Origin of the sequence: Pseudomonas putida (assembly GCF_050990305.1) — a bacterium.
Taxonomy (GTDB): domain Bacteria; phylum Pseudomonadota; class Gammaproteobacteria; order Pseudomonadales; family Pseudomonadaceae; genus Aquipseudomonas; species Aquipseudomonas putida_AH.
The window spans coordinates 6,523,158-6,546,176 of sequence record NZ_CP158817.1; the positions used below are offsets into that span (position 1 = coordinate 6,523,158).

The 23,019-nt window shown below is 58.9% G+C and carries 21 protein-coding genes and 1 pseudogene; 12 read left to right on the forward strand and 10 right to left on the reverse strand.

Annotated elements, in window-relative coordinates:
• Nucleotides 1-19 precede the first annotated feature (19 nt).
• Together ABTV22_RS29715 and ABTV22_RS29720 are read left to right on the forward strand one after the other, a co-directional pair.
• A complete protein-coding gene (locus tag ABTV22_RS29715; protein ID WP_433737899.1) occupies nucleotides 20-898 on the forward strand; it encodes a Tim44 domain-containing protein in 879 nt (292 codons plus the stop codon).
• Nucleotides 899-1,036: 138 nt separating this feature from the next.
• Nucleotides 1,037-1,444 carry an SMI1/KNR4 family protein gene (locus tag ABTV22_RS29720; protein WP_007954245.1) on the forward strand — a complete coding sequence of 136 codons (408 nt, stop codon included), beginning with the start codon at nucleotides 1,037-1,039 and terminating at the stop codon, nucleotides 1,442-1,444.
• A 21-nt stretch (nucleotides 1,445-1,465) separates the two neighbouring features.
• Here ABTV22_RS29720 and ABTV22_RS29725 read toward each other — a convergent pair whose 3' ends face one another.
• Complete coding sequence (locus ABTV22_RS29725) at nucleotides 1,466-3,229, reverse strand: cation:proton antiporter (protein ID WP_433737900.1); 1,764 nt, start codon at nucleotides 3,227-3,229, stop codon at nucleotides 1,466-1,468.
• Nucleotides 3,230-3,510: 281 nt separating this feature from the next.
• Here ABTV22_RS29725 and ABTV22_RS29730 point away from each other — a divergent pair, with 281 nt between their 5' ends.
• Entirely contained in the window at nucleotides 3,511-3,993 is a 483-nt protein-coding gene (locus ABTV22_RS29730; protein WP_096514158.1) for an acyl-CoA thioesterase, read from the forward strand.
• 91 nt (nucleotides 3,994-4,084) lie between these two features.
• Here ABTV22_RS29730 and pdxY read toward each other — a convergent pair whose 3' ends face one another.
• Entirely contained in the window at nucleotides 4,085-4,957 is an 873-nt protein-coding gene (pdxY, locus tag ABTV22_RS29735; protein ID WP_433737901.1) for a pyridoxal kinase PdxY, read from the reverse strand.
• 119 nt (nucleotides 4,958-5,076) lie between these two features.
• On the opposite strand from pdxY, the gene ABTV22_RS29740 reads away from it, so the two are divergent.
• Nucleotides 5,077-5,490, forward strand: a complete 414-nt coding sequence (locus tag ABTV22_RS29740; protein WP_433737902.1) for a DUF3301 domain-containing protein — start codon at nucleotides 5,077-5,079, stop codon at nucleotides 5,488-5,490.
• A 68-nt stretch (nucleotides 5,491-5,558) separates the two neighbouring features.
• Here ABTV22_RS29740 and ABTV22_RS29745 read toward each other — a convergent pair whose 3' ends face one another.
• The gene (locus tag ABTV22_RS29745) at nucleotides 5,559-6,524 is read right to left on the reverse strand and encodes a CobW family GTP-binding protein (protein WP_433737903.1); all 966 of its coding nucleotides are present in this window, start codon (nucleotides 6,522-6,524) and stop codon (nucleotides 5,559-5,561) included.
• 25 nt (nucleotides 6,525-6,549) lie between these two features.
• Here ABTV22_RS29745 and ABTV22_RS29750 point away from each other — a divergent pair, with 25 nt between their 5' ends.
• Nucleotides 6,550-6,906: an NADH:ubiquinone oxidoreductase gene (locus ABTV22_RS29750; RefSeq protein ID WP_433737905.1), complete on the forward strand. Its 357-nt coding sequence runs from the start codon at nucleotides 6,550-6,552 to the stop codon at nucleotides 6,904-6,906.
• Nucleotides 6,907-6,918: 12 nt separating this feature from the next.
• On the opposite strand, the gene zigA is transcribed toward ABTV22_RS29750, so the two are convergent.
• Nucleotides 6,919-8,124, reverse strand: coding sequence for a zinc metallochaperone GTPase ZigA (zigA, locus tag ABTV22_RS29755; RefSeq protein ID WP_433741540.1), 1,206 nt, complete (start codon nucleotides 8,122-8,124; stop codon nucleotides 6,919-6,921).
• A gap of 141 nt (nucleotides 8,125-8,265) precedes the next feature.
• Here zigA and ABTV22_RS29760 point away from each other — a divergent pair.
• The 6 genes and pseudogenes from ABTV22_RS29760 to ABTV22_RS29785 all read left to right on the forward strand — a co-directional run bounded on the left by ABTV22_RS29760 (nucleotide 8,266) and on the right by ABTV22_RS29785 (nucleotide 13,196).
• Nucleotides 8,266-8,642 (forward strand): annotated as a pseudogene (locus ABTV22_RS29760) (glutamine synthetase).
• 121 nt (nucleotides 8,643-8,763) lie between these two features.
• Complete coding sequence (folE2, locus tag ABTV22_RS29765) at nucleotides 8,764-9,660, forward strand: GTP cyclohydrolase FolE2 (protein WP_433737906.1); 897 nt, start codon at nucleotides 8,764-8,766, stop codon at nucleotides 9,658-9,660.
• The gene (locus ABTV22_RS29770; protein WP_433737908.1) at nucleotides 9,657-10,325 is read left to right on the forward strand and encodes a metal ABC transporter ATP-binding protein; all 669 of its coding nucleotides are present in this window, start codon (nucleotides 9,657-9,659) and stop codon (nucleotides 10,323-10,325) included. Before folE2 ends, ABTV22_RS29770 begins: the two co-directional genes overlap by 4 nt.
• The gene (locus ABTV22_RS29775; RefSeq protein ID WP_433737909.1) at nucleotides 10,325-11,191 is read left to right on the forward strand and encodes a metal ABC transporter permease; all 867 of its coding nucleotides are present in this window, start codon (nucleotides 10,325-10,327) and stop codon (nucleotides 11,189-11,191) included. The genes ABTV22_RS29770 and ABTV22_RS29775 overlap by 1 nt, the downstream gene beginning before the upstream one ends.
• Nucleotides 11,192-11,202: 11 nt before the next feature.
• Nucleotides 11,203-12,078 (forward strand): metal ABC transporter substrate-binding protein, encoded by an 876-nt coding sequence (locus tag ABTV22_RS29780; RefSeq protein ID WP_433737910.1) that lies wholly within the window; start codon nucleotides 11,203-11,205, stop codon nucleotides 12,076-12,078.
• Nucleotides 12,079-12,299: 221 nt separating this feature from the next.
• Nucleotides 12,300-13,196, forward strand: coding sequence for a His/Gly/Thr/Pro-type tRNA ligase C-terminal domain-containing protein (locus ABTV22_RS29785; RefSeq protein WP_433737911.1), 897 nt, complete (start codon nucleotides 12,300-12,302; stop codon nucleotides 13,194-13,196).
• Nucleotides 13,197-13,286: 90 nt separating this feature from the next.
• On the opposite strand, the gene ABTV22_RS29790 is transcribed toward ABTV22_RS29785, so the two are convergent.
• Nucleotides 13,287-13,808 (reverse strand): DUF3617 domain-containing protein, encoded by a 522-nt coding sequence (locus ABTV22_RS29790; RefSeq protein ID WP_433741542.1) that lies wholly within the window; start codon nucleotides 13,806-13,808, stop codon nucleotides 13,287-13,289.
• A 133-nt stretch (nucleotides 13,809-13,941) separates the two neighbouring features.
• Between ABTV22_RS29790 and cls the strand changes: the two genes are divergently transcribed.
• A complete protein-coding gene (gene cls, locus ABTV22_RS29795; protein ID WP_433737912.1) occupies nucleotides 13,942-15,381 on the forward strand; it encodes a cardiolipin synthase in 1,440 nt (479 codons plus the stop codon).
• On the opposite strand, the gene cfaB is transcribed toward cls, so the two are convergent.
• The 5 genes from cfaB to hflK (ABTV22_RS29820) form a co-directional block, all read right to left on the reverse strand.
• Nucleotides 15,378-16,562: a C17 cyclopropane fatty acid synthase CfaB gene (gene cfaB / locus ABTV22_RS29800; RefSeq protein ID WP_433737913.1), complete on the reverse strand. Its 1,185-nt coding sequence runs from the start codon at nucleotides 16,560-16,562 to the stop codon at nucleotides 15,378-15,380. The genes cls and cfaB overlap by 4 nt on opposite strands.
• 346 nt (nucleotides 16,563-16,908) lie before the next feature.
• The gene (locus tag ABTV22_RS29805; protein ID WP_433737914.1) at nucleotides 16,909-18,807 is read right to left on the reverse strand and encodes a cation-translocating P-type ATPase; all 1,899 of its coding nucleotides are present in this window, start codon (nucleotides 18,805-18,807) and stop codon (nucleotides 16,909-16,911) included.
• A complete protein-coding gene (gene hflK / locus ABTV22_RS29810; protein ID WP_433737915.1) occupies nucleotides 18,804-19,862 on the reverse strand; it encodes a protease modulator HflK in 1,059 nt (352 codons plus the stop codon). The genes ABTV22_RS29805 and hflK (ABTV22_RS29810) overlap by 4 nt, the downstream gene beginning before the upstream one ends.
• On the reverse strand, nucleotides 19,859-20,902 hold the full coding sequence (gene hflC / locus ABTV22_RS29815; protein ID WP_433737916.1) for a protease modulator HflC: 1,044 nt from the start codon (nucleotides 20,900-20,902) through the stop codon (nucleotides 19,859-19,861). The genes hflK (ABTV22_RS29810) and hflC overlap by 4 nt, the downstream gene beginning before the upstream one ends.
• A complete protein-coding gene (hflK, locus tag ABTV22_RS29820; protein WP_433741543.1) occupies nucleotides 20,899-22,857 on the reverse strand; it encodes a protease modulator HflK in 1,959 nt (652 codons plus the stop codon). The genes hflC and hflK (ABTV22_RS29820) overlap by 4 nt, the downstream gene beginning before the upstream one ends.
• Nucleotides 22,858-23,019: the final 162 nt, after the last annotated feature.

The window sequence follows — 23,019 nt, forward strand, 5'->3', positions numbered from 1 at the left end:
ACAAATGGGAATTCCCTTTATGAAACGTTTTCTTAGCATCGCCATGGCGTTGTGCATCGGCTTGACGATGAGTCTCGACGTCAATGCCGCCAAGCGCTTCGGTGGTGGCAAAAGCGCAGGCGCTGCGCCGACTCACCAGACAAGCCAGATGGCTCCTTCTTCTCCAGGCATGGGCGGCGCTGCGGCGACCGCTGGTGCTGCCGGTGCCGCTGGCGCGGCTGCCAAGGCCGGCGGTGCTTCGCGCTGGCTCGGCCCTCTGGCCGGCATCGCGGCCGGTGGCCTGCTGGCGTCCATGTTCATGGGCGGCGGCTTCCAGGGCATGCAGATCTTCGACATCCTGATCATGGCGGTCATCGCGTTCCTGGTTTTCCGTTTCATCGCCGCCCGTCGTCGCAAACAGCAGGAGCAATACGCTCCGGCCGGTCACGCGCCGATGCAGCGTGAAGTGTTCGAACAAAAACCGGCCATGGGCTCGATCTTCGGAGGTTCGGCTGCCCCTGTTGCCGCACGTCCGGTCATCAACGCGCCAGCCTGGTTCAATGAAACGAGCTTCGTCGAAGCGGCTCGCAACCATTTCCAGTCCCTGCAACAGCATTGGGACGCCAACGAAATGGACAAAATCGCCGAGTTCGTGACCCCGCAGATGCTGGAGTTCCTCAAGCGCGAACGTGCTGATCTGGGTGACGGCTTCCAGTCCACCTACATTGATAACCTCAATGTGCAACTGGACGGTGTGGATGATCGCGCCGACAAGACCATTGCCACCCTGACCTTCAGCGGCGTGTCGAAAACTTCCCGCTTCGACCAGGGCGAAGTGTTCAGCGAAAGCTGGAACATGGAACGTGCCCAGGGCGAAAACCAGCCTTGGCTGGTGGCAGGGATCCGCCAGAACGGCTGATTATCCTCTTCGCTTCATGTGCTGTAATAAAAACCCCGGCTTCGGCCGGGGTTTTCTATTTCGCGGTTGCATCTATAGCGAGCTACTGTATAAACCGCCCCATATAAACCGCGCCATTCAAGCAAGAGGATCCCGGACGTGGAAGAAATCATCGAACAACTGCGTGAAGCCAACGAACCGGTACCGGTCCCCTTGGAGTTGCCCGACGAAGACCAGTTGGTCGAAATCGAAGAAGAACTCTTCATCAACATTCCGTTTGTCTTCAAGGAATTCCTGCTGACCGTCAGCGACGTGGTCTACGGCAGCCTGGAACCGGTGACTGTCACCGACCCGCAATCCCATACCTACCTGCCAGACGTTGCCGCCAATGCCTGGGATGCCGGTGTACCGCGCGACCTGATCCCGATCTGCCAGGACGGTGACGACTACTACTGCGTCGAAGAGGATGGCACCGTAGTGCTGTGGTCAGGCGAAGAAGAGTTGATCACCGAAGAGTCCTGGGAGTCGGTGTGGCACTGGGCGCGGGACGTCTGGCTGGAAAGCTGAGTCAGCTGACGCCCGGCAGGCTCAGTGCCCTGGTGAATCCTTGTGGTTATCCAAGGTATCGAGCAAGGCCACCTGCATGCGCGTGTGGACGCGGATAAACCAGCGCCACAACAGCGCAGCCACGGCGGCCGCTACCACGGCAATCAGCACCAGCAACTTGTTGGTCGGCAGAATACTGGCCGACAAGGCAGCCAATAGCAGGAAAATCACCAGCAGCGAGAGGATCGGGATCACTTCGGCGATCACCCGGCGCACTCGCTGCGTGTGGCGTCCGGCCATTTCCGGCTTCACACCCATTTCCGCCAGCAGCATCGACAGCGCCTTGAGCTTGCGATAGGCCGCGATCAAAAACGGCAACGACACCAGTAGCGCACCTCCCCAGATCAATGCTTTCTGCCAGCTCGGATCGTTGATCCAGTCTTGCAGGTAGGTTGAGATGCGCTCGGCGAAATAGGCCCCGGCGAGGAAGATTGCGATCACCAACGCCAGATTGACCCCCACCTGCAGCAAAATCCGTCGAATCATCGAAGCCAGCAGCGCGCCCTCGCCTTGCGGCTGAATGCTGCGCAGCCATTCGCCATACATTCCCAATACCCGTCCCAGACGCTGAGGCATTGCCGCCGACAACTTGATCGACAACGGATCGGCAGCTCGGATCAGGTACGGCGTCAGCAATGTTGTGATCACGGAAACTGCCACAGCCACCGGGTAAAGAAAGTTACTGGTGACCTGCAAGGTCATGCCCAGGGCAGCAATAATGAAAGAGAACTCGCCGATCTGCGAAAGCCCCATCCCGACGCGCAGGGACGTGCGCCCGTCATTGCCGGCGATAAACGCCCCCAGACCACAGGACAACATCTTGCCGAGTACGACCGCCACCGTAATCACCGCGATTGGCCAGGCGTACTGCAGGAGGATCATCGGGTCGAGCATCAACCCGATCGCCACGAAAAAAATGGCACTGAACAAGTCGCGAACCGGTTCTATCAGGCGTTCGATTTTCAGTAACTGCCGGGATTCGGCCATGATCGCGCCAATCAGGAATGCGCCAAGCACCATGCTGTATTCAAGCTTGACCACCAGCAGGCAGAAGCCGAAACACAGACCCAGCACGGTGATCAACAGCATCTCATTGCTTTCGAATTTGGCCACGTAGGCCAACAATCGCGGCACCAGCAAGATACCAATCACCAGCGCAACGATCATGAACAGCGAGAGCTTGCCGACTGTGGAAAACACCTCGCCCGAGCTGACCGTACCGCTGACCGCGATACTCGACAGCAACGCGATGATGCCGATGCCGAGGATGTCTTCAACGATCAGCACACCGAAAATCAGCTGTGCAAAGCGCTGATTTTTCATCTTCAGATCGTTGAGTGCCTTGACGATGATGGTGGTTGAGGAAATGGCCAGGATTGCACCGAGGAACAGCGAATCCATGGTGTTCCAGTCGAACCAGCGACCGATTTCGTAGCCAATCCAGATCATCAGCACGATTTCCAGGAATGCCGCGATAAACGCAGTGGCGCCCACCTTGAACAGCTTGCGCAGGCTGAATTCCAGCCCCAGACAGAACATCAGGAAAATCACCCCGAGTTCCGCCAGGGTCTTGATGGTGTCTTCGTCGTGGATCAGGCCGAATGGCGGTGTGTGCGGACCGATAATAAAGCCCGCGACAATGTAGCCCAGCACCACCGGTTGTTTGAGGCGATGGAAAAGCACGGTCACCACACCTGCAACCAACATGATCACCGCCAGGTCCTGAATAAAGCTGATGGCATGCATGGCGTGGGGCTCCTTGGTCGCATCGCTCAATCGCGAACGCAGAAAGCGTCCGATCAAGCAGAGATAAAATTCGCTTTCCGCGTAGGATTTTTCCCTTCGGGGCGTTTTTTTGCAGGGTAACACCGCGACTTCCAGCAAAAAGGCGGTGCAATATATGGAAACAGATCGATCCAGCGTGACGGCATCTTCGCGCCCGGCGTCCCGATAACTGTTGGTTGAAAAACCACGCTGGCACCCGCAGAGGTGCGCCCTCAAACCTTGCCTTGATCCGTGAGAATGCTATGGAACCTGGAAACGCCCAACTGTCGATGACGGTATTGATGACCCCCGACATGGCCAACTTCTCTGGCAATGTTCACGGCGGTACCTTGCTCAAGTACCTCGACGAAGTCGCCTACGCCTGCGCCAGCCGTTATGCCGGCCGCTACGTGGTCACCCTGTCGGTGGACCAAGTGATTTTCCGTGAGCCGATCCATGTCGGCGAGCTGGTGACATTTCTGGCTTCGGTCAATTACACCGGGAACACCTCAATGGAGGTGGGCATCAAGGTGGTAACCGAGAACATTCGTGAGCGCTCGGTGCGCCACACCAATAGCTGCTTTTTCACCATGGTCGCGGTGGATGATCAGCGTAAACCCGCACCCGTACCGCCGCTGCAACCGGACAACAGCGAAAGCAAGCGCCGCTATATCCAGGCCCAGCAGCGTCGCCAGATTCGCCAGGAGCTGGAAAAGCGCTATCAGGAAATCAAGGGCGACGCTTAAAGCAAAAGATCGCAGCCTGCGGCAGCTCCTACAGAGACATGCGTATCCTGTAGGAGCTGCCGCAGGCTGCGATCTTTTCGTTTCGCCCCGGTTACAAACTGATCGGGATAGCCTCAAACCGAACCCGTGGATGCGCAATTCGATCCTGCGCCCGTACCAGTTCCAGCTCATAGCTGGCGCAGGCCTGCGTTTCCAGAAGCACCTCGTGCACCGCGGACGCGGCAAACTCGAAAGCGGCGACCAGGCTATCGCCCAGCAGCACACGCGCCAGAAACAACCCGGACGTCAGGTCGCCAACACCCACTGGCTGACGCGGAAACGCCAGAAGCGGACGTTGCAGGTGCCAACTGCCTTCAGCTGTCACCAACAGCATCTCGAACACGTCCGGCGTTTTACCGGGATAGTCCAGGTGCTTGACCAGCACCGCTTTCGGCCCGCGCACCAGCAGCGCCCGCGCCATCGCCAGGCAATCGAGTAACGACTGCGGCTTGCGCCCCGAGAAGCTGTCGAGCTCCAGTTGATTCGGGCACATGAAATCGGCCACCGCAGCGGCTTCCTCCAGCAGGAAATCGCTGACTTCCGCGGGCACGCTGCAACCCTTCTCCGGGTGGCCCATCACCGGGTCGCACAGGTACAGCGCCTTGGGATTCATCGCCTTGATCCGCGCCACACCCGTGAGGATGGCCCGGCCTTGCGCTGCGCTGCCCAGGTACCCCGACAGCACCGCATCACAATTGCCCAATTCGCCAATCGCCGCGATGCCCTCCACAAGATCGGGAATCTGGTGCGGCGCCAGCACCTCGCCAGCCCATTGGCCGTACTGGGTGTGGTTGGAAAATTGCACGGTGTTGAGCGGCCAGACATTCACCCCGACCCGCTGCATCGGGAAAACCGCAGCACTGTTGCCAGCGTGACCGAACACCACGTGGGACTGGATGGCGAGCAAATGGGGCGTACGTTTCATGCGGTGAGTTTCCGTAAAACGATTGAAATTCGAGCAGCGCAGTATGCGACTAAACACAGCCTGTACGACAGACCGGCGACGCAGTTAAGCTGACACTAATTTGTTGGAGCGCACTGTTGATGCTGACCCTAGAGAATATTTTCGTGCTGATGCTGTTCGCCACCGCTGGCGCCTGGCTATGGCACAACCACGGTTTGCGCGAACGTGCACTGGAGCGGGTCAAGCAGCATTGCAGCAACGTCGGAGTGGAGTTGCTGGATGGTAACGTGGCGCTGAAAAAAATCACGTTCATCAAGGATGCCCGCGGCCGGCGCCGTCTGGCGCGGGTGTATAACTTTGAATTCACCGTGACCGGCGAGACCCGGCATAACGGCACCATCACCCAGTTCGGCGCCCACAGCGCGCAAATCGAACTTGCACCCTACCCGATGCCATTCGATGAAACGCCACCCGTGGCCGATGTAGTCAAACCCAGCACCAATGTGGTCCAGCTGAGCCATTGGCGACAAGAACACAGTAAATGGCGGCCATGAGTCGCGAGCTACTGCATCTAGAACGAATTTACCTGTAGGAGCTGCCGAAGGCTGCGATCTTTTGATCTTCACCTTGAACGACAATCGGCCATCGCTTTGCGCAATGAATGCTCATCCTGCTGTTCACTGAAAATCAGTTCAATCCGTGAATCCTGCCGCCACTCACTCGCCTGCCATTGCTGAGCCGAGTTATCCACTGCATTCTTTGATACCCATCCCTCGTCGCTGTGGATAACCAGCTTCGCCCGCCGCCAATTCAGATCTGCGAGCCATTGATCGACAAGCACCACATCGAATGTCTGGCTCGGATGCCAGCGCCAGCCAATGCTCCAGCCACCCTCCTGTTCCTGACTCAAGCAAATCGGTTGTGCAGGGTCAGTCCAGATCGCCGGCATCTGCGCCAATCCCTTGGGCATCACAAAGTTATCCACACCTGACTCGGCCTGAGCTGCCAAACCGGGTAATTCGCTCAAGGGCATCACAGCGTGCTGCGTCCAGTGCATCCGGCGCGCCGGCAATTGCGCAGCGAGGCGCTGACGAGCGGCATCATCGAGATTTTCCGATTTATTCATCAGCAACAGGCCAGCGCTTTTCAACACTTCCTGTTGCGCCTGCGCAAGAGCCTTGCCATCGGCGAGGGCCTGGGCGTCCAGCACCAGTACACATGGCTGTACGCTTAGTACACCTTGCCAGGGTGCTTCACTGAGCTGCTTCAACAACTGCGCTGGATGCCCAAGCCCCGATGGCTCGATGAACAACCGATCCGGTCGCGCCTTGCGCAGCAATCGGCCGAGCCCGATCTGAAACGGCGCGCCATTGACGCAACACAGACAGCCCCCGGCCACCTCACCCAGTGCGATACCATCGGCATCGCGGGTCAGCAGCGCGGCGTCGAGGCCGATCTGGCCGAACTCGTTGATCAGCACTGCCCAACGCTCACTGGCCGGACGTTGCGCCAGCAGGTGCTTGATCAGGCTGGTCTTGCCGGCCCCCAAGGGTCCGGCGATGACGTGGGTCGGAATGTTCTGCAACATGATCAAAGGTTCTGAGGAGGAAAAGATGCGGTGGATGGGATTGTCGTTACTGCTGACACTGGCATGTGGTGAAGCGCTGGCCCAGGCCTGCGTCGTCCACAGTCAAGGAGAACGGCTCGACGTTAAAGTCTGCCAGCAAAATCGCAACATCCCGGAAAAATTGTTCGCCGATGGATTCTGCCAACCAACACTGGCCGGGCAGAAAGTCGAAGTGCAGTACGTTGACCAATGCCCTGGCGGTGCTTTCGGTGTGTGCAGCAACGCCCAAGTGGCCAATATGCCTTACCGGCAGGATATTCACTATTACGGCGTTGCCACGGATGCGGCCTATTTGAAGCCGTTTTGCGAAGCCCAGAGCCAGGGAACCTGGCTCAAGCCTTGAAACGAAGGACAGTCAGGCCGCCTCATCAAACCAGGGGCCAAACGGATCGGGAAACAGTTGCCAGCCCTCGACACCTAACGCCATTTCATCATCAGTCAGCAAGCAATCATCAAGCTCAGCGGTAAGCTGCGCAAAATCGATGTCCTGGCCGATGAACACCAGTTCCTGCCGGCAATCACCGGAAGCGGTGGTCCAGTTCTTCATGATGGCGGCGGTACTCTCTTCGTCTTGGGGCCACTGGTTCTTCGGCACGAAACGCCACCAGCGCCCGGCATAACCATGACGCATCAACCCACCGGCCTGGGACCAGCTACCGGCGTCCATGTGCTTGCTCGCCAGCCAGAAAAAACCCTTGGAGCGCAGCAGCGTGCCATTGGGCCATGGACGATTGAGAAAGCTGAAGAAACGCTGCGGATGGAAGGGACGACGCGCCCGATAGGCGCCGGAAGCAATGCCGTACTCTTGGGTTTCCGGTACATGTTCACCGCGCATTTCCCGCAGCCATCCCGGCGCCTGCGACGCTTTCTCGAAGTTGAAGCGACCGGTATCGAGGATCTTTTCCAGCGGTACTTCGCCCATGACCATCGGGATAATTTCTGCCTGAGGATTGAGCCGCTCGAGAATGGCGATCAGCTCCTGGCGTTCACGGCGGCTGACCAGATCGATCTTGCTGATCAGGATGACGTCGGCGAACTCGATCTGCTCGATCAACAGATCGGTGATTGAGCGCTCGTCCTCTTCGCCCAACGTTTCACCACGGGAGGCCAGGCTTTCGGCGGCCTTATAGTCGGGCAGGAAGTTCATGCCATCGACCACCGTCACCAAGGTGTCCAGCCGCGCGATATCGCTAAGGCTCTGGCCGCTTTCGTCGCGAAACGTAAAGGTCTCTGCCACAGGCATCGGTTCGGAAATGCCCGTCGACTCGATCAACAAATAATCAAATCGACCGTCCCGAGCGAGCTTGCTCACCTCCTCCAGCAGATCTTCGCGCAGCGTGCAGCAGATGCAGCCGTTGCTCATTTCCACCAGTTTTTCTTCCGCGCGGTTCAGACTGACATCGCGCTGGACTTCGCTGCCGTCAATGTTGATTTCACTCATATCGTTGACGATGACAGCGACTCGCAGATTATTTCTATTACGTAGTACGTAATTTAAAAGTGTACTTTTTCCTGCACCTAAAAAGCCCGACAGGACGGTAACGGGGAGACGGTTGGGCATTTGATGTTCCTCACAGGGCGTCCGACCAGATCGTCGGAGATCTATGATGTTATAGTATAACAACACAATCAAACCACTCACGCTCGCCCCCATCGACAAAAGGGTGCGATGCTGAAGCCCATCCGGTTGATGAGAAACGCCATGCGTAGTGCCCTGAAACACGCGCTGTTGAGCATTTCACTGCTCGTCGCATTCGATGCCAGCGCGCAAATTCCGTCCCTGGCCACCTGCACCCGCAGCGCCAACCTGCTGGCCTGCGTGGATAGCGAAGGCAACGCCTACAGCGTCAATACCGCAGGCAGCACGATGTACTTGAGAGGCTTCGATGCGGTCGGAAACGTTTCTGGGCGCAAACCAACAGTCGCTACGGCCAACTGACGTTCTTCACCGGGATCGCGTCCGACGGTGAGGCCTGGGTCGGTTACAACCGGCGTGTCGGCTGGACCACGATCAATCGGTTTTCCAGCTCTGGCGGCAGCAGTGGCAAGTTCACCTGCAATCGAATTGCCGGCTGTTAGGCAGACTCAAATGGGGGAGCAACGCCCGCGCGCTAGATGAAAACCTGCTCATGAAAAAGGCATCGTCGTCTTTATTGTTATGGTATAACATTAAAACCTATTCCCCTCGATGGACCTGCTCATGAATGCGCTGACTCTGCCGGATATCGCCGCGCAGGCCTCACGCCAGGCCTTGCCACTGGAGTGGGTGGGCATGTGTGGCATTGCTCTTCCTGTTTTGTTTGATGGCCAACGGCTGGTTGCAACGGCTGATGCCGGCGTGAGCCTCGATGACGGTGAGGCTCGCGGCATACATATGTCCAGGCTCTACCTGGCGCTGGAAATGCTTGAGCAGGCAACCCTTTCGCCCGATCTGCTTCGGCGAGTCTTACTGAATTTCCTGACCAGTCATGAAGGACTGTCGAACAGCGCTTACTTGAACATTCACTTCGACTTGCTGCTGAAAAGACCGGCGCTGGTCAGCCCTTTGGCCGGTTGGAAAACCTATCCCATCAGCATTAAAGCTCAGTTGAAAAACGCAATGTTCCACGTGGAACTAAAAATCGACGTCCCTTATTCCTCCACCTGCCCCTGCTCAGCGGCGCTTTCCCGGCAATTGATCCAGCAGAAATTCGTCGATGACTTCGCCAACCGGACGCTGAACCACGCCGACATATTGGCCTGGCTGGGCTCCCCAAAAGGCATCGTCGCCACCCCCCACAGTCAACGCAGTACCGTGCAACTGCGCCTACGTCTGGATAGCTATCTGGATGAACTGCCGCTGATCGCACTCATCAATGACGCCGAAGCCGCCCTCGGTACCGCCGTGCAAACCGCCGTAAAGCGTGCGGATGAGCAAGCCTTCGCACTGGCCAACGGTCAAAACCTGATGTTCTGCGAGGACGCAGCGCGACGCTTAAACCTGGCCCTGAAACGTTCTGCGGGCATCAATGGTTTTCACCTGCGAGTGATACATGCTGAAAGCCTCCATGCCCACGACGCCGTCGCCGAAAGTAGCTGGAACTGGGAGGCCGCATGATCCATTGCCAGTCTTTACGTTGGGGCGCGCCCGGCCAGCCACTGACACCCGCCCTGGATATCGCGCTCCCGAAAGGAAGCCTGACCGCCGTAATCGGTGCCAACGGCTGCGGCAAAAGCAGTCTGTTGAAAGTCATCGCAGGCTTGCAGAAGCCGCTGGAAGGTAAGGTCATGCTGGATGTTCCACGCAAAGGCTCGCTCTCATTTCTGCCACAGCAACAACACCTGGATCGCCAATTCCCCATCAGTCTTGAGGAACTGGTCTCTGCCGGCTTCTGGGGTAGCAAGCAATCGCCTGAGCGGCGCAGGCAACGTCTTGATTCCGTTCTGGCCGATTGGTGCCTGAGCGGTTTGGAGCAACGCCCCCTGATGGCGCTCTCAGGCGGTGAGTTGCAGCGTGCCCTGCTCGCTCGCCTGAGCCTCACCGATGCACCGATATTGCTGCTCGACGAACCCCACGCGGCTTTGGACGAACTGGGTCAGGCATTGCTGTGGAAACATCTCCATGCCTGGCATACCTCAGGCCGGACCCTGGTGATGGTGTGCCACGACCTCGCTGCCGTTCGCCAACATATTCCTCACACCCTGTTGATCAAAAGCAGTGGATGCGTGTTCGGTTCAAGTGCCGACCTCATCCGCCAATCACCCCAATCGCAGGTGGCTTAATGCTGACTGCGGCTCATCTTTGGCAACCCTTCCACGAATTCGTCTTCATGCGCCGAGCGTTACTCGGCGGCCTGGTCCTTGCGTGCAGCACAGCGCCTTTGGGAGTGTTTCTGATCCTCAGGCGAATGAGCCTGATCGGTGACGCCGTGGCCCACGGCATCCTGCCCGGTGCTGCACTGGGCTTCTGGTTCGCCGGTCTGAGCCTTCCTGCATTGACCTTCGGCGGCCTCGGCGCCGGCCTGGGAATGGCCGGCCTCGCAGCTTGGATCACGCGTCGTACAGGCCTGCGGGAGGACGCCAGCCTCGCTGCGATTTACCCGATATCCCTTGCCAGTGGCGTGCTGATCCTCGGTATCGCCGGCAAGCGTCTGGACCTGTTGCATCTATTGTTCGGCTCGGCTTTGGCGGTCGATGGCCCGACTCTGACCGGCATGCTCTGGGTCTCGGGGATCAGCCTTATTGCGATGTTGCTGATTTATCGCCCTCTGGTACTGGACACCCTGGACCCACTGTTTTTGCAATCCGTCAGCCGTCTCGGTCCGCTGGCCCATGGCGTGTTCCTGACGTTGGTGGTGCTGAACCTGGTGATTGGTTTCCAGGCCATAGGGGCCTTGATGGTTGTCGGCCTGATGATGCTACCCGCTGCGGCCTCACGTTTCTGGAGCCGTCGCTTGCCAATGTTGATGGTCATTTCCGCGCTCTTCGGCTGCCTCTCGGTATGGCTCGGATTGCTGCTGTCGTTCCACTACGCGTTGCCCAGCGGCCCGGCCATCGTGCTGGTGGCTGGCGCTTTGTATCTCGTGTCCGTGGTGCTGGGGCCGGTGCACGGCTTGCTGCGCCGCCCACCTATGCTCACATCCCAATGAGGTGTTACCCGATGCGCGCTTTACTCGTGCTGTTCAGTTTGATGTTGTCGATGTCGTTATCGGCGGCGGAGAAACTCCAGGTGGTCACCAGCTTCAGCATCCTCGCCGACATGACGCATCAGGTCGGCGGCGATCACATCCAGATCACCAACATGGTCGGCCCCGACGCTGATGCCCACACCTATGAGCCAACCCCGGACGACGGCCGGGCGTTGCTCAAGGCAAAACTCATCATAAAAAACGGCTTGGGATTCGAGCCATGGCTGGATCGACTGGTGACCAGCTCCGAAACCAAAGCCCCCGTGATCAGCGCGAGCCAAGGCGTGATTCCGCGCTCTCTGGACGAGGATGGCGAGAAAGTTCCTGACCCTCATGCCTGGCACAACCTGGCGAACACCGAGTTGTACATCCGCAACATCACCAAGGCATTGATCGCCGCCGACCCAACCAACAAGGACGACTACCAGCGCAACAGCCAGACCTACCTGAAACAAATTTATGCCTTGCTCGCGCAAGCCAAAGCCAAGCTTGGCTCGCTGCCGCCGGGCAACCGCAAAACCGTGACCTCCCATGACGCCTTCGGTTACCTCGGCCAAGCCTACGCAATCAATTTCATGGCACCCCAAGGCCTGTCCACTGAACGCGAACCATCGGCCGCTGAAGTCGCTGCGCTGATCACTCAGATTCGTCAGGCCAAGGTCAAAGCGGTGTTCATGGAGAACATCAAGGATGCGCGTCTGCTCAAGCAGATCGCTAACGAAAGTGGCGCGCGGATTGGCGGCACCTTGTATTCCGATGCCCTCGCGGCGAGTGGCCCGGCCAGTACGTTTACCGGGATGTTCGAATACAACCTCAATACCCTCTACGACGCGTTGAGCAAGCCATGATCCGCAAGAACAATCTTCGTCGGTCAGCGTCAATGCATCAGACTTTTCTGAAAATGTGGCTCGCATCCATGTTGAGCTGGAACGTGACTCCAAGGCCCTGCAGAATGATTTCCGAGCTTGTAATGACAGGACACGACAAACGTCTACATGACAACCGCCAAGGTTTGCCTCTACTGTTGTTCCGCTAATGCGTGTGATCGAAGCACCCGAGAACAATAACCATGATCCAGATCACCCTGCCCGATGGTTCATTACGTGAGTACGACCAACCGCTGTCCGTGCACGAAGTTGCCGCCAGTATTGGCCCCGGATTGGCCAACGCAGCGGTAGCGGGTCGGGTGAATGGCGAATTGGTGGACTGTGAATTCATGATCAAGGCCGATGCCCGGGTCAGTATCGTGACGGCGCAGGAACCCGACGGACTGGAGATTCTGCGTCGTTCCTGTTCGCTGATGCTGGCAATGGCTGTTCAACAGCTCCACGCCCACGCGCAATTGCGAACGGGCTCGGTACTGGGTGATGGGTTCTATTGCGAGTTCGATGTCGAGCGCCCGTTGACGCCGTCGGACCTGCCAGTGATCGAAGCGCGCATGCAGTCCCTGGCGGCAACCAATCATTCGATTCGCCGCCGCCCTATCCCTTCCTCAACGACACCGCCCGACGATCTGTCGCTTTACCGTCTTGGGGACACCGACTATTTGGCCGCCGGCCCGCACGTCCCCACCACCAAGGTAGTGCAGGCATTTGCCCTCGACCATATCAGCGGAACCTTACAACAACGCATCTACGGAACCTGTTGGTCCAACCACCAGGAACTGCAGCAGTGGCGCCTACCGCCCAAGGTCGTGGTCGTCAGCATGGATGATCGCCAGGCCAGTTATGCACACTCGGTGACCGAACACCTTCGTCGAAGTGGTGTGCATGCCCTTTCGGATCTGCGTAATGAAAAAGTTCGCTACAAGATCCGTCAGCACAGTCAGACGGTGCCGTACCTGGTGGTAATCGGCGAGAGGGAAAAGGCCGGCGGGTTTGTGAGTGTCCGCAGCCGTGATGGGGAGAACTTTGGCAGGATGAAGGTTGAGGCGGTGTGTGAGTGGCTGGGTCAGACCGAGACCTAGGGTGTCTGTAAGGGCCTCTTCACGGGCAAGCCACGCTCCTACGGAACGTAGGAGCGAGCGATGCGGCGACCCGACTTGCCCGCGAAGCTTTTAGGCTCTTGGCTTCACGGTGCCGCAATCCTGGCCTAACCACACGGCGCGGCTCTCAAGGCTACCCTTCTGCTGAATGCCGGTGGCATTGAACGTACCGTTGACCTTGGTGGTGAATTCACGGTCACTGAGGAACGTAGCCACACCCGCTCCCTGCGCCTTCGGACAGCTGAAGCGGAATTTCCACTGGTTGCCGGCGCGGTCGGTGATTTCCTGCTTGCAGCCCGACTGTGGGTCGGTCAGCGGGATATCGTCGGTCTTGACCTGCTCTGGTGTCAGGCACGCGCGAATGCCTTTGCCACCCATGGTGATGCCCTGTTTTTCCAGCTGTGCACGCTGTTCGGGAGTCATCTGACTTTGTAGTTGCCCCAAAATCAATTGCAGATCCGGCAGGTTCTGGTCATCCACCTTCATGTTACTGGTGGTCAATTCCCACAAACCCGGCTGGAGCATCTGTGCCTGAGCAACCACAGGAAGTGCCAAACCCAGCGTAATGGCCAAACCCAGCAGACGAACGTTCATCATGTAACTCCTGATCGATAGTGGCCGTTAGACGTCAGCCACGGGCTTCGGTTCATGGGGCAATTAAATAGCGACATTCTGCCCGGAACATGGTCTGTTAGGCATTGAATCTTCAGGAGCAAGGCTGCCCCCCATGGATTATTTTGGACCGCATATTTTTGGCTACACCATCGCACTGCTGCACTCCCTGGGCACGATCGCAGCGATCCATGCCGTGTTGACCGTTCGAACCGCACAGGGCTCGATCGCCTGGGCCCTATCGTTGATCTTCATGCCCTACCTGACACTGATTCCCTATCTGGTGTTCGGGCGCAGCACCTTCGATGGTTACATCAAGGCCCGGCGTCAGGCCAACGAAGAGATGCGCAAAGCCGTCTCCGAGCTCAATTGGCGGCCGTGGGTAGAGGAAGCCCTTACCGCTCGCGCTTCCACCGCGTACGCCTCTCTGAGGGCGATGCCGAAGCTGGGGCGCATGCCCTGCCTGGCAAACAATGATGTGCGCCTGTTGATCAATGGCCGGGCTACCTTCGATGCGATTTTCAACGCCATCCGCCAAGCCAAACAAGCTGTACTGATCCAGTTCTTCATCATTCATGACGACCGTCTCGGCCAGCGTCTGCAAAACCTGCTGCTAGAGAAAGCGGCCGAAGGCGTTGCGGTCTACCTGCTTTACGACCGGATCGGCAGTCACACTCTGCCCCACAGCTACGTACAGACGCTGCGTGATGGCGGTGTCGAGGTCAAAGCCTTTGCGACCCGTAGCGGCTGGCTCAACCGCTTCCAGGTCAACTTCCGCAACCATCGCAAGATCGTGGTGGTCGACGGCATGCTCGGCTTCGTCGGCGGACACAACGTGGGCGACGAATACATGGGCGAAAAACCACCTCTGGCGCCCTGGCGCGATACTCACGTACAAGTGCGCGGACCGGTGGTGGCCTGCATGCAAGAATCCTTCGCCGAAGACTGGTTCTGGGCCGCCCGATCGTTACCCCCGCTGATCCTGCCGGAGGTCTACCCGGACACGGGTGTACTGTGCCAATTGCTCGCCAGTGGACCGGCGGATTCCTACGAAACCTGTTCACTGTTCTTCGTCGAAGCTATCCATGCAGCGACCGAACGGGTGTGGATCACCAGCCCGTACTTCATCCCCGACGAAGCTGTATTCGCCGCGTTACGCCTTGCGGTATTGCGTGGGGTCGATGTGCGGATTCTGCTGCCGTCACGGCCCGATCACCGAATCGTCTACGCCGCGTCCAGTCTCTATGCCTTCGAAGCCGTGCGCGCGGGCGTACGGGTATTTCGCTACGAGCCTGGTTTCCTGCATCAGAAAGTGGTGCTGATCGACAACGAAATCAGTGCCATTGGCAGCGCCAACATGGACAACCGCTCGTTCCGGTTGAATTTCGAGGTGATGTTGCTGACAGTCGACACCACCTTTGCCGCCAAGGTGGCGCAGATGCTCAACGATGATTTCGCTCAGGCCCACGAAATCGCGAAAGAAGAAGGCCGGGAGACCGCGCGCCTTCAACAAGTCGGCATGCGGGTCGCCCGGCTCATTTCACCGATTCTCTAACTGTAGATGTCGTCCCGAGTCCAGGGCAGTTCATGGCTGCCATCGGGGTGCGCCTTCACGGCAAGGATCTGGTGCAGGTTGATCCACCCCCTGGCGAACGCATAGGCGCATCCAGCCAGGTACAGGCGCCAGATCCGCAACGCTTGTTCTGGCACCAGCTTCGCGGCGGCCTCAAGGTTGTCTTCCAGGCGTTCGCTCCAGTGATCCAGGGTTCGAGCGTAGTGCAGACGCAAACTCTCGACATCGACGATCTCAAGGCCCGCCTCGCTGATTTCAGCGGCGATCATCGACAGGTGCGGTAGCTCGCCATTAGGGAACACATATTTCTCGATGAACTCACCGGCGCCACGGCCTACTGGGCGGCCATCGGTGTGTTTGGCGGTGATGCCGTGATTCATCACCAGACCGCCCTCTTTTACCGCGCCGAACAGGGTTTCGCAGTACTCCGCCAGGTTCGCATGACCGACGTGTTCGAACATGCCGACACTGACCACTTTGTCGAAACGCCCGTCCTGAGGCAGGTCTCGGTAATCGAGCAATTGCAACTCGACCATGTCCTCCAGACCTTCTTCTTTTACCCGTTCCCGAGCCAGATCCAGTTGCTCTTTACTAAGGGTGATCCCGAACACTTTCGCTCCGAACTCACGGGCGGCAAACCGCGCCAACCCGCCCCAGCCGCAGCCGACATCGAGCAAATACTCGCCCGGTTGCAGGCGCAGCTTTCGACACAGATGACGGAACTTGGCTTGTTGGGCTTGTTCGAGGGACTCACTGCCGGTCTCGAAATAAGCGCAGGAATAGGCCATGTCGCTGTCGAGCCACAGCTGATAGAACGAGTTGGAAAGGTCGTAGTGATAGGAAATGGCCTTGGCGTCGGTTTCCTTGTCATGGGCGGTACGGATCGTTTGTCCGCTTTCGTCGTCGGCCAGTAACGCCTGACTCAATTCATCACAGACGCGAATCACTTCACTGATGGAGCCCTCGAGCTCCAGCTTGCCCTCCACGAACGCTGCTCCCAACGAGTTCAGGCTTGGCTGGGTGAAATGGGTGACCATCTGTGGGTCCTTCACCACAATTGTGACACTGGGCGTCGGCCCCAGATTGAATTCATGGCCGTCCCAGAGTCGCAGGCGTAGCGGTAACTGCAGATTCTGTAAGGCCGGTGGAAGTTGCGCGAGCATGGAAAATCCCCCTTGTTTCAGACGTCTGCTGAGAGGTTAGACCATCCTTGAAAAATAGCTGCCTATCGATTTGATAGCGGGTTTCTATGATCCTGATGTACTCGCCAACTGGCCGAGAAGTCACAGAAATGATCGCCCTTACCCTAAATGACTACAGATCTGGCCCACAGTTCTATGAATCTGTTACCCATCCATTTTGTAGGAGCGAGGCCTTGTGGTCAGGGGATTCATCCCCGTTCGGCTGCGAAGCAGTCGCCTATCCAGTGCGCGCGATCTATCTGATTGATACCCCTGGCGCGGGTTTTAGGGTCGCTGCGCGACCCAACGGGGATAAACAGGTTCGCTCCTACAGTTTGAGCAACGGCTCCTGGAACCGCAGCAAACGCCCCGCATTACCCAGCACCAACAACGTGCTGAAGTTATGCAACAACGCCGCAATCATCGCCCCGGCCGCCCCAAGCCAGCCGAATGCGGCAAAGGCCACAATTGCCAGGGTCCAACCCAGGCCGATGATCACGTTGACCTGCAAAGTCTGCCGACACTGACGACTCAAGCGCACGCACGTACCGAGCCGACGCAAGTCGCTGCCGATCAGCACGATGTCAGACGAAGCCAAGGCGATATCCGCACCACCGGCGCCCATGGCGACGCCCACCACACCGGCCTTCAGCGCCAACGAGTCGTTGATGCCATCTCCGACCACCATAGGCCGAAAACCGTTGCCGATTTCTTTCAACACTCGGTTGAGTTTGTCCTCTGGCAACGCCTGAGCCTCGACATCACTGATCCCGACGTCTCGAGCCAGCGTGTGCGCAACACTTTGCCGGTCACCGGTGAGTAACAGTTGCCGCCCCAAGCCAAGGTCGCGCAGTTCGTTGAGGGCAAACCTGGCTTCGGGCTTCACGCTGTCAGCCAGCAACAGCCAGGCGAGGAACTCACCGTTAAGCGCCAGCCCGGCGATTGGGCCGTCGTGCTCCGGAACGGTAGAAACGGCAATCCCCAATTGAGCAAACAGCTCAGGTCGCCCCAATGCAGCTTCACCCTGCTCTGTCATCGCCACCACCCCCAAGCCCTGACGCTCACGGATATCCGTGAGCAGCACAAAATGCTCCTGAGTCACCAGCCCGGCCAATGCGCGGCTGACCGGGTGGCTACTGGCCGAACCGAGGCTGGCGGCGAGTTTCAAGACGTGACTGCGATCCTCCAGCGGGCTCTCGATGGATTGCAGGCGCAAGGTGCCGAAGGTCAAGGTACCAGTCTTGTCGACCACCAGCGAAGTCAGGTCTGCCAACTCTTCAAGAAACGCCGAGCTGCGGATCAGGATGCCGTGCCGTGCAGCCACCGCCACTCCGGCAATTGCTGTGGCCGGTGCTGACAACACCAACGCACAGGGACAAGCCGCCACCAACACAGCGAGCATGGCCTGGGCATCGTTGGTGATGAACCAGGTCACCGCCGCCAGCAGCAACACCAGTACCATGTAGCTGCCGGCGTAACGCTCCAGCAGCCGTGTGATCGGTGGCTTGGAACGTTCGGCGTTTTGCATCAGCGCGATGACTTTGCCAAGGGTCGACTCATGCCCTGTACGGGTCACTTCGATACGCAGCAGTCCATCCAGATTGATGGCGCCACCGAACACCGTCATACCGATGCCCGCCTCTATCGGCACCGATTCGCCGGTAATGGAGGCCGTGTCGAGACTCGCCTGACCGGACATCACTCGCCCATCCGCCGGCACCCGATCACCCGCGCGCACCTCCACCCGGTCGCCCGCCTTGAGCGTGCCGTTGTCGACCTCAACGATGGAACCGTCGGCCTGAATCTTTCGCGCATGGCTGCGGGTGAGTTTTCCGAGGGCGTGAATCGCTTCTTGCGAACCAATCACGCTGCGCTCTTCCAATACATGCCCGAAGATCATGATGATCGGCAGCAGGGCCGCCGTCAGCAGATCCCCGGTGGCCCAAGCACCGAGCATGGCCAGGGCGATCAACTGATCGGTGATCCCATGCAGGCTCGGATAACGCAGGCTGTACCAGGCCGAACGCATGACCGGAACGGCCACCAGTAACGATGCAAAACCCAACAGCAATTGGCTGACACCGGTCTGCTCGGGTGACAACCAGCGCCACACCAGGCCCAGCGAAAGCAAGCCGAGGGCGAGCATGGCCAGGGTCAACTGGCGGGCGGCGCTGCGTTGTTCGGCCGAGGACAGCATGCTCGGGGCAGCGGCAGTTTGCGCAGTCATTGTGAGGCTCCCTGAATGATCAGGCGGGAATCGTCTTTGGGATCGACGGTGGTCACCGAGCCGGCCTGACCGAGAATTTTCGGCATCCGCTCGCGGTAAATCCGCAGCAACATTTGCGGGTCAGTACCCTGCTGTTGTGCCTTGGCCAGGCTCAACACCGTGGCGGTGTCGGCGGAGGCTTTGGCCAATCGCTCGCTCGCCTGGGCGTGGGCAACCTGCAGTGCACGGTCGGCCTGCTCGTTGGCCGTCTGGGTCAACTTCTCGGCTTCGGTCTGTGCGTTGGCGATAGTTTTGTCGGCTTGCTGGCTCGCAGTCAGCACGGCGTTGAAAGCGTTCACTGCCGGGCCGGGCAAACTCGATTGCACATCGACCCGCGCGACTTCAATCCCTAGCCCCTGCCCGGTGGCCGTCAGTTCGGCCAGCCGTTGATTGATCGCCTGCACTAAATCGCCGCGCAAGCGTTCACGTCTTTCGGCGGCCTTGCTGTCGGCGCCGATCAGCTCCGGTCGCGCTACCAAAATAGTGTCCAGGTCACGCGCCGCCGTCAGTGCCAACGCACTACGAGTGGCCAGACGATCCAGCGCCGGCAACACGTGCTCGCCTTGCAGTACAAAGGCGTACGGATCTGTGACTTTGTAGAACACACGCACATCGAGTTGCACCACCCCGGAATCGCCGGTCAGCAGATAACCGGACCCCGCCAATGCATCACTGATCGGCGTGGCGAAACTGGCGACTCGATCGGCTTGTAGTGCCGCATCACTGCGCAGCAGGTTTTCCACACGACGCTCAATCACCCGATCGGCTGCCGGCAATAAAATGACCTGCTCAAACGGACGCGGCCAGGCCAACAGCAACCCGGCATTCTGAATACGATCCAGCGCGCCAAAATGCAAAACCACCGCACGATTTTGCGGATCGATCTGCCGCACGTTGGAGAACGCCCACGCCAGTGCGGCCAGAACAGTCACCGCGTACAACGCGAGAAATGCCAGGCGCCCGGCCTGAATCCAGGGACTGCTCAACTCATTTGTTCCACGTGGAACCCAACTCATGGTTGCGATCCGGTTTTGTTTTCAAGGCTTGGCGGACCGTCCACCAGTACCCGGAAAGGCGCGGCATCGGTGCGCAGAATCAGTTTCGTCCCCGGCGTGACTACGGTGCCCAAGGTGTCGAGCGAGCGCAGCAAGTTGTAGAGCTGCGGCGAGCCTGCATAGGCACGGCCATAAATCTGCGCGGCTTCAACACGGGATTGCGCTTCGATATCCGCCGCCTTTACGGTGGCGTCGGCCTGCACGATCCGCGCATCACGTTCGGCAGCTGAACGAATTTGCGCCGCTTCACGTTTGCCGATGGCGGTGCGTTCGGTGGCAATGGTTTCACGTTCGGCACGCATGCGATCGACCGTCGCGGTGAGCGTGACCGAGGGCAAGGTCAGGCGTTCGATGCCGACCTGCAACACACGCACGCCATAGGTGGTGAGCAACTGCTGATCGATTTGTTGACGCAGTTGCGCTTCGAAATCGGCGATGCGCACCTGACTGGCATCGGTATTCACCAAGTTGGCCAGATCGAAACTGCTGGCCGTGGTTTCCAATGCAGAGCCAACGAAGGTGCGAATCTGCCGGGCCGCTTCGTCGGGATGATTTTGTACAGCACGCATGAAGCGCTGCACATTGTCCGGGTCACCCTGCACCTGCCAGGCCACATACGCCTGAACGATGATGCGCAGGCCGTCCCGTGTACCCACGTCCTGCAAACCACTGGATGTGGTACGCAACCGCAGGTCGACCGGGATCGCTGCTTCGAACGGTGCTGGCCAGCGCCAGCCAAGGCCCGGCTCCAGCAATACCCGCGATGGATTGCCGAAACGTGTGATAACGGTGGCCTCCCCCGACCTCACCTGCACCAGGCTCGCCGCCGCAACGGCAAACGCCACAAGCAATGCCGCCCACCCCATTCGCCGCCAGGGAAACGGGCCGGCTTCCTGTGGATCACCGTGATGATGGTGATGGTGGCCGTGGTGGTGATGCCCGCCATGGCCATGATCGTGGCCGGCGTGATCATCATGATCATGAGTGTGAGTCTGGTTCAATGGGCAACTCCTGGCTGAGCGGTTTGACGCGACGACGCGGGGTCAGCCGGTAGTGTGAAGGTACGCAGGTCGATGGTCGGCGCATTGCTGCTACCGCCCAGACGGTGATCGAGCACCAGCAGTTTGGCGCTGGCCAAACCCTGGGACAGTTGACTGAGGTACTGCTCCAGCACGAAGGCCTGCCCGGCGCTGACGTAAGCTTTTTGCTCAGCTGCGAATTTAAGGTCGGCCGCTTGCGCACCTGCATTGATTTCATGGGCGCTGGCCGTGGCTTGATCGTGAGCGATGCTGGCCTGCAACTGCGCTTGGTTGGTGGCTTCAGCAGCCGCACCGCGTTCACGAGCGATCAAGGCCTGCGCCCCGATCTGCGCCGCTTGCACACCGTGATAGGCATTGGCGGCGCCGGCCGGGGGGTGAATCGCTTCGACCACGGTGGCAAGAATTTCCACGCCGCTGTCGAGTGTGTTCAAGTCTGCCTGCACTGCACGGCCGATCTCCTCGGCCAACCCAACACGGTCTTCGCCGAGCAATCCGTCGAGGGTTCGCGACGCGAAATCGTGGACCAGTATCCGGCTGGCGGTGCTGCGGATCAATGTCGGTACATCGGCGCTATTGTAAGTCGCCGCCAGTGCCGCCTGATCACTCAAACCGATGCGATAGACGAAGCGTACGTCCATGTTGACGATCTGAAAGCTCTGCTTGTCCGCCCGACTGCTGGCGATCACCTGGGATTTGTCATTCACATGGCTCGCGTCCCACAAGCGGTTGGCCGTGATCGGCGCCGGACCTTCAGCGGGGTCAGCCTGAGCCGGTGCAGGCGTTTCGCCGACACTGGTGGCCAACTCGTGAACCACGCCGTTTTCGACACTCAGCACCCGACCCAACGGCCAAGGTAAACCCGCGTGTAATCCGGGTCCGAACACCGTCACCGGTTTACCGAATCGCTCGTAGACGCCCCGCCCTTGCAGCGGTATTTCGTGGATGCCGGTGAGCGACCAACCCACCGCCGCCACAAACGCCAGCACCGGTAAAAACGCCCGGCGCATGTACGTGAATGCCCAAATCTGCCGCAGATCGATTCCAAAGCGGTTGTGCAACTCGTGCTGCAATGCCAGCAACGGCTGCGGCGGCCAGCGCAACATGTCGGCAGCCATGCTGCGCGCCAGCAACACCGGTTCAAGTTGTTCGCGACGAGGACTGAACAGCGACAACACCGCGCGCAACAGCAACTCCACCGCCACCAGTCCCGGCAGCAAGCCGATCAGCACTGCCAGACGCACTGGCCAGATCGAGGTTTCATTGCCAAACAACAGGCATAACGCACCGAGTACCAGGCTGATAATGACGACTCGTGCCAGTTGCGCCAATGCGCCGGCTTCGGGCCATTGAGCGGCGTTTTCCTGGGCCAGGTGCCGCTCCAACACCAACAAACCGAAGGCCAGCAATAACGCCAGGACCGCGCCCACAGTGGCTGACAAACCCAATGCAGCGGCGGGCAGTCCAAAGTTCCAGGCCTGTTCCACGCACAGCAACGTCAAGACCGCCCAACCGCCGAGCCACAGCGTCGGTGCGCCGATCTGTCGGAGTAAATTCACCCAACGTTGGCCTATGCGATCCAACAATCGCTCGTACCAGCCAACCGGGGCTTGGGTGTCTTCTTCAACGACCGCCGCCACCTGGGGATTCATCGCCCGTGCGCGCCATTGCGTCACCCACCACGCCGATTGCAGGCCAGCCAGCATCACCAACAGCGCAGCGCTTAAATTGAACAACAACACCGGCCAAAGGGATTGCGGCGCAAACAGCCCGACAAAGAACCCCAGCACCAGTCCCATTGCCGCCAGCACACCGAAGCCGATAGCGAACTGACGCAATCGCCGCCCTTGAAAAACCGCCTGCTGAAAGCGCGGCAGCTCGGCTACCTGCGCCCCCTCTACATCGAGATCGACTTGCATACCACCCCAGTGCTCAGCGTTACTCACCTCGTATTTCGTTACGATATAACGGATACGGTGAAATTTTTGTACTCAAATGCGCTATCTAAAGATGCGCAACCTGTCTCTTGGCTGAAGCCTTGACCGAAATGCGTCAAAACGCACATATTACGTTCGTAATTT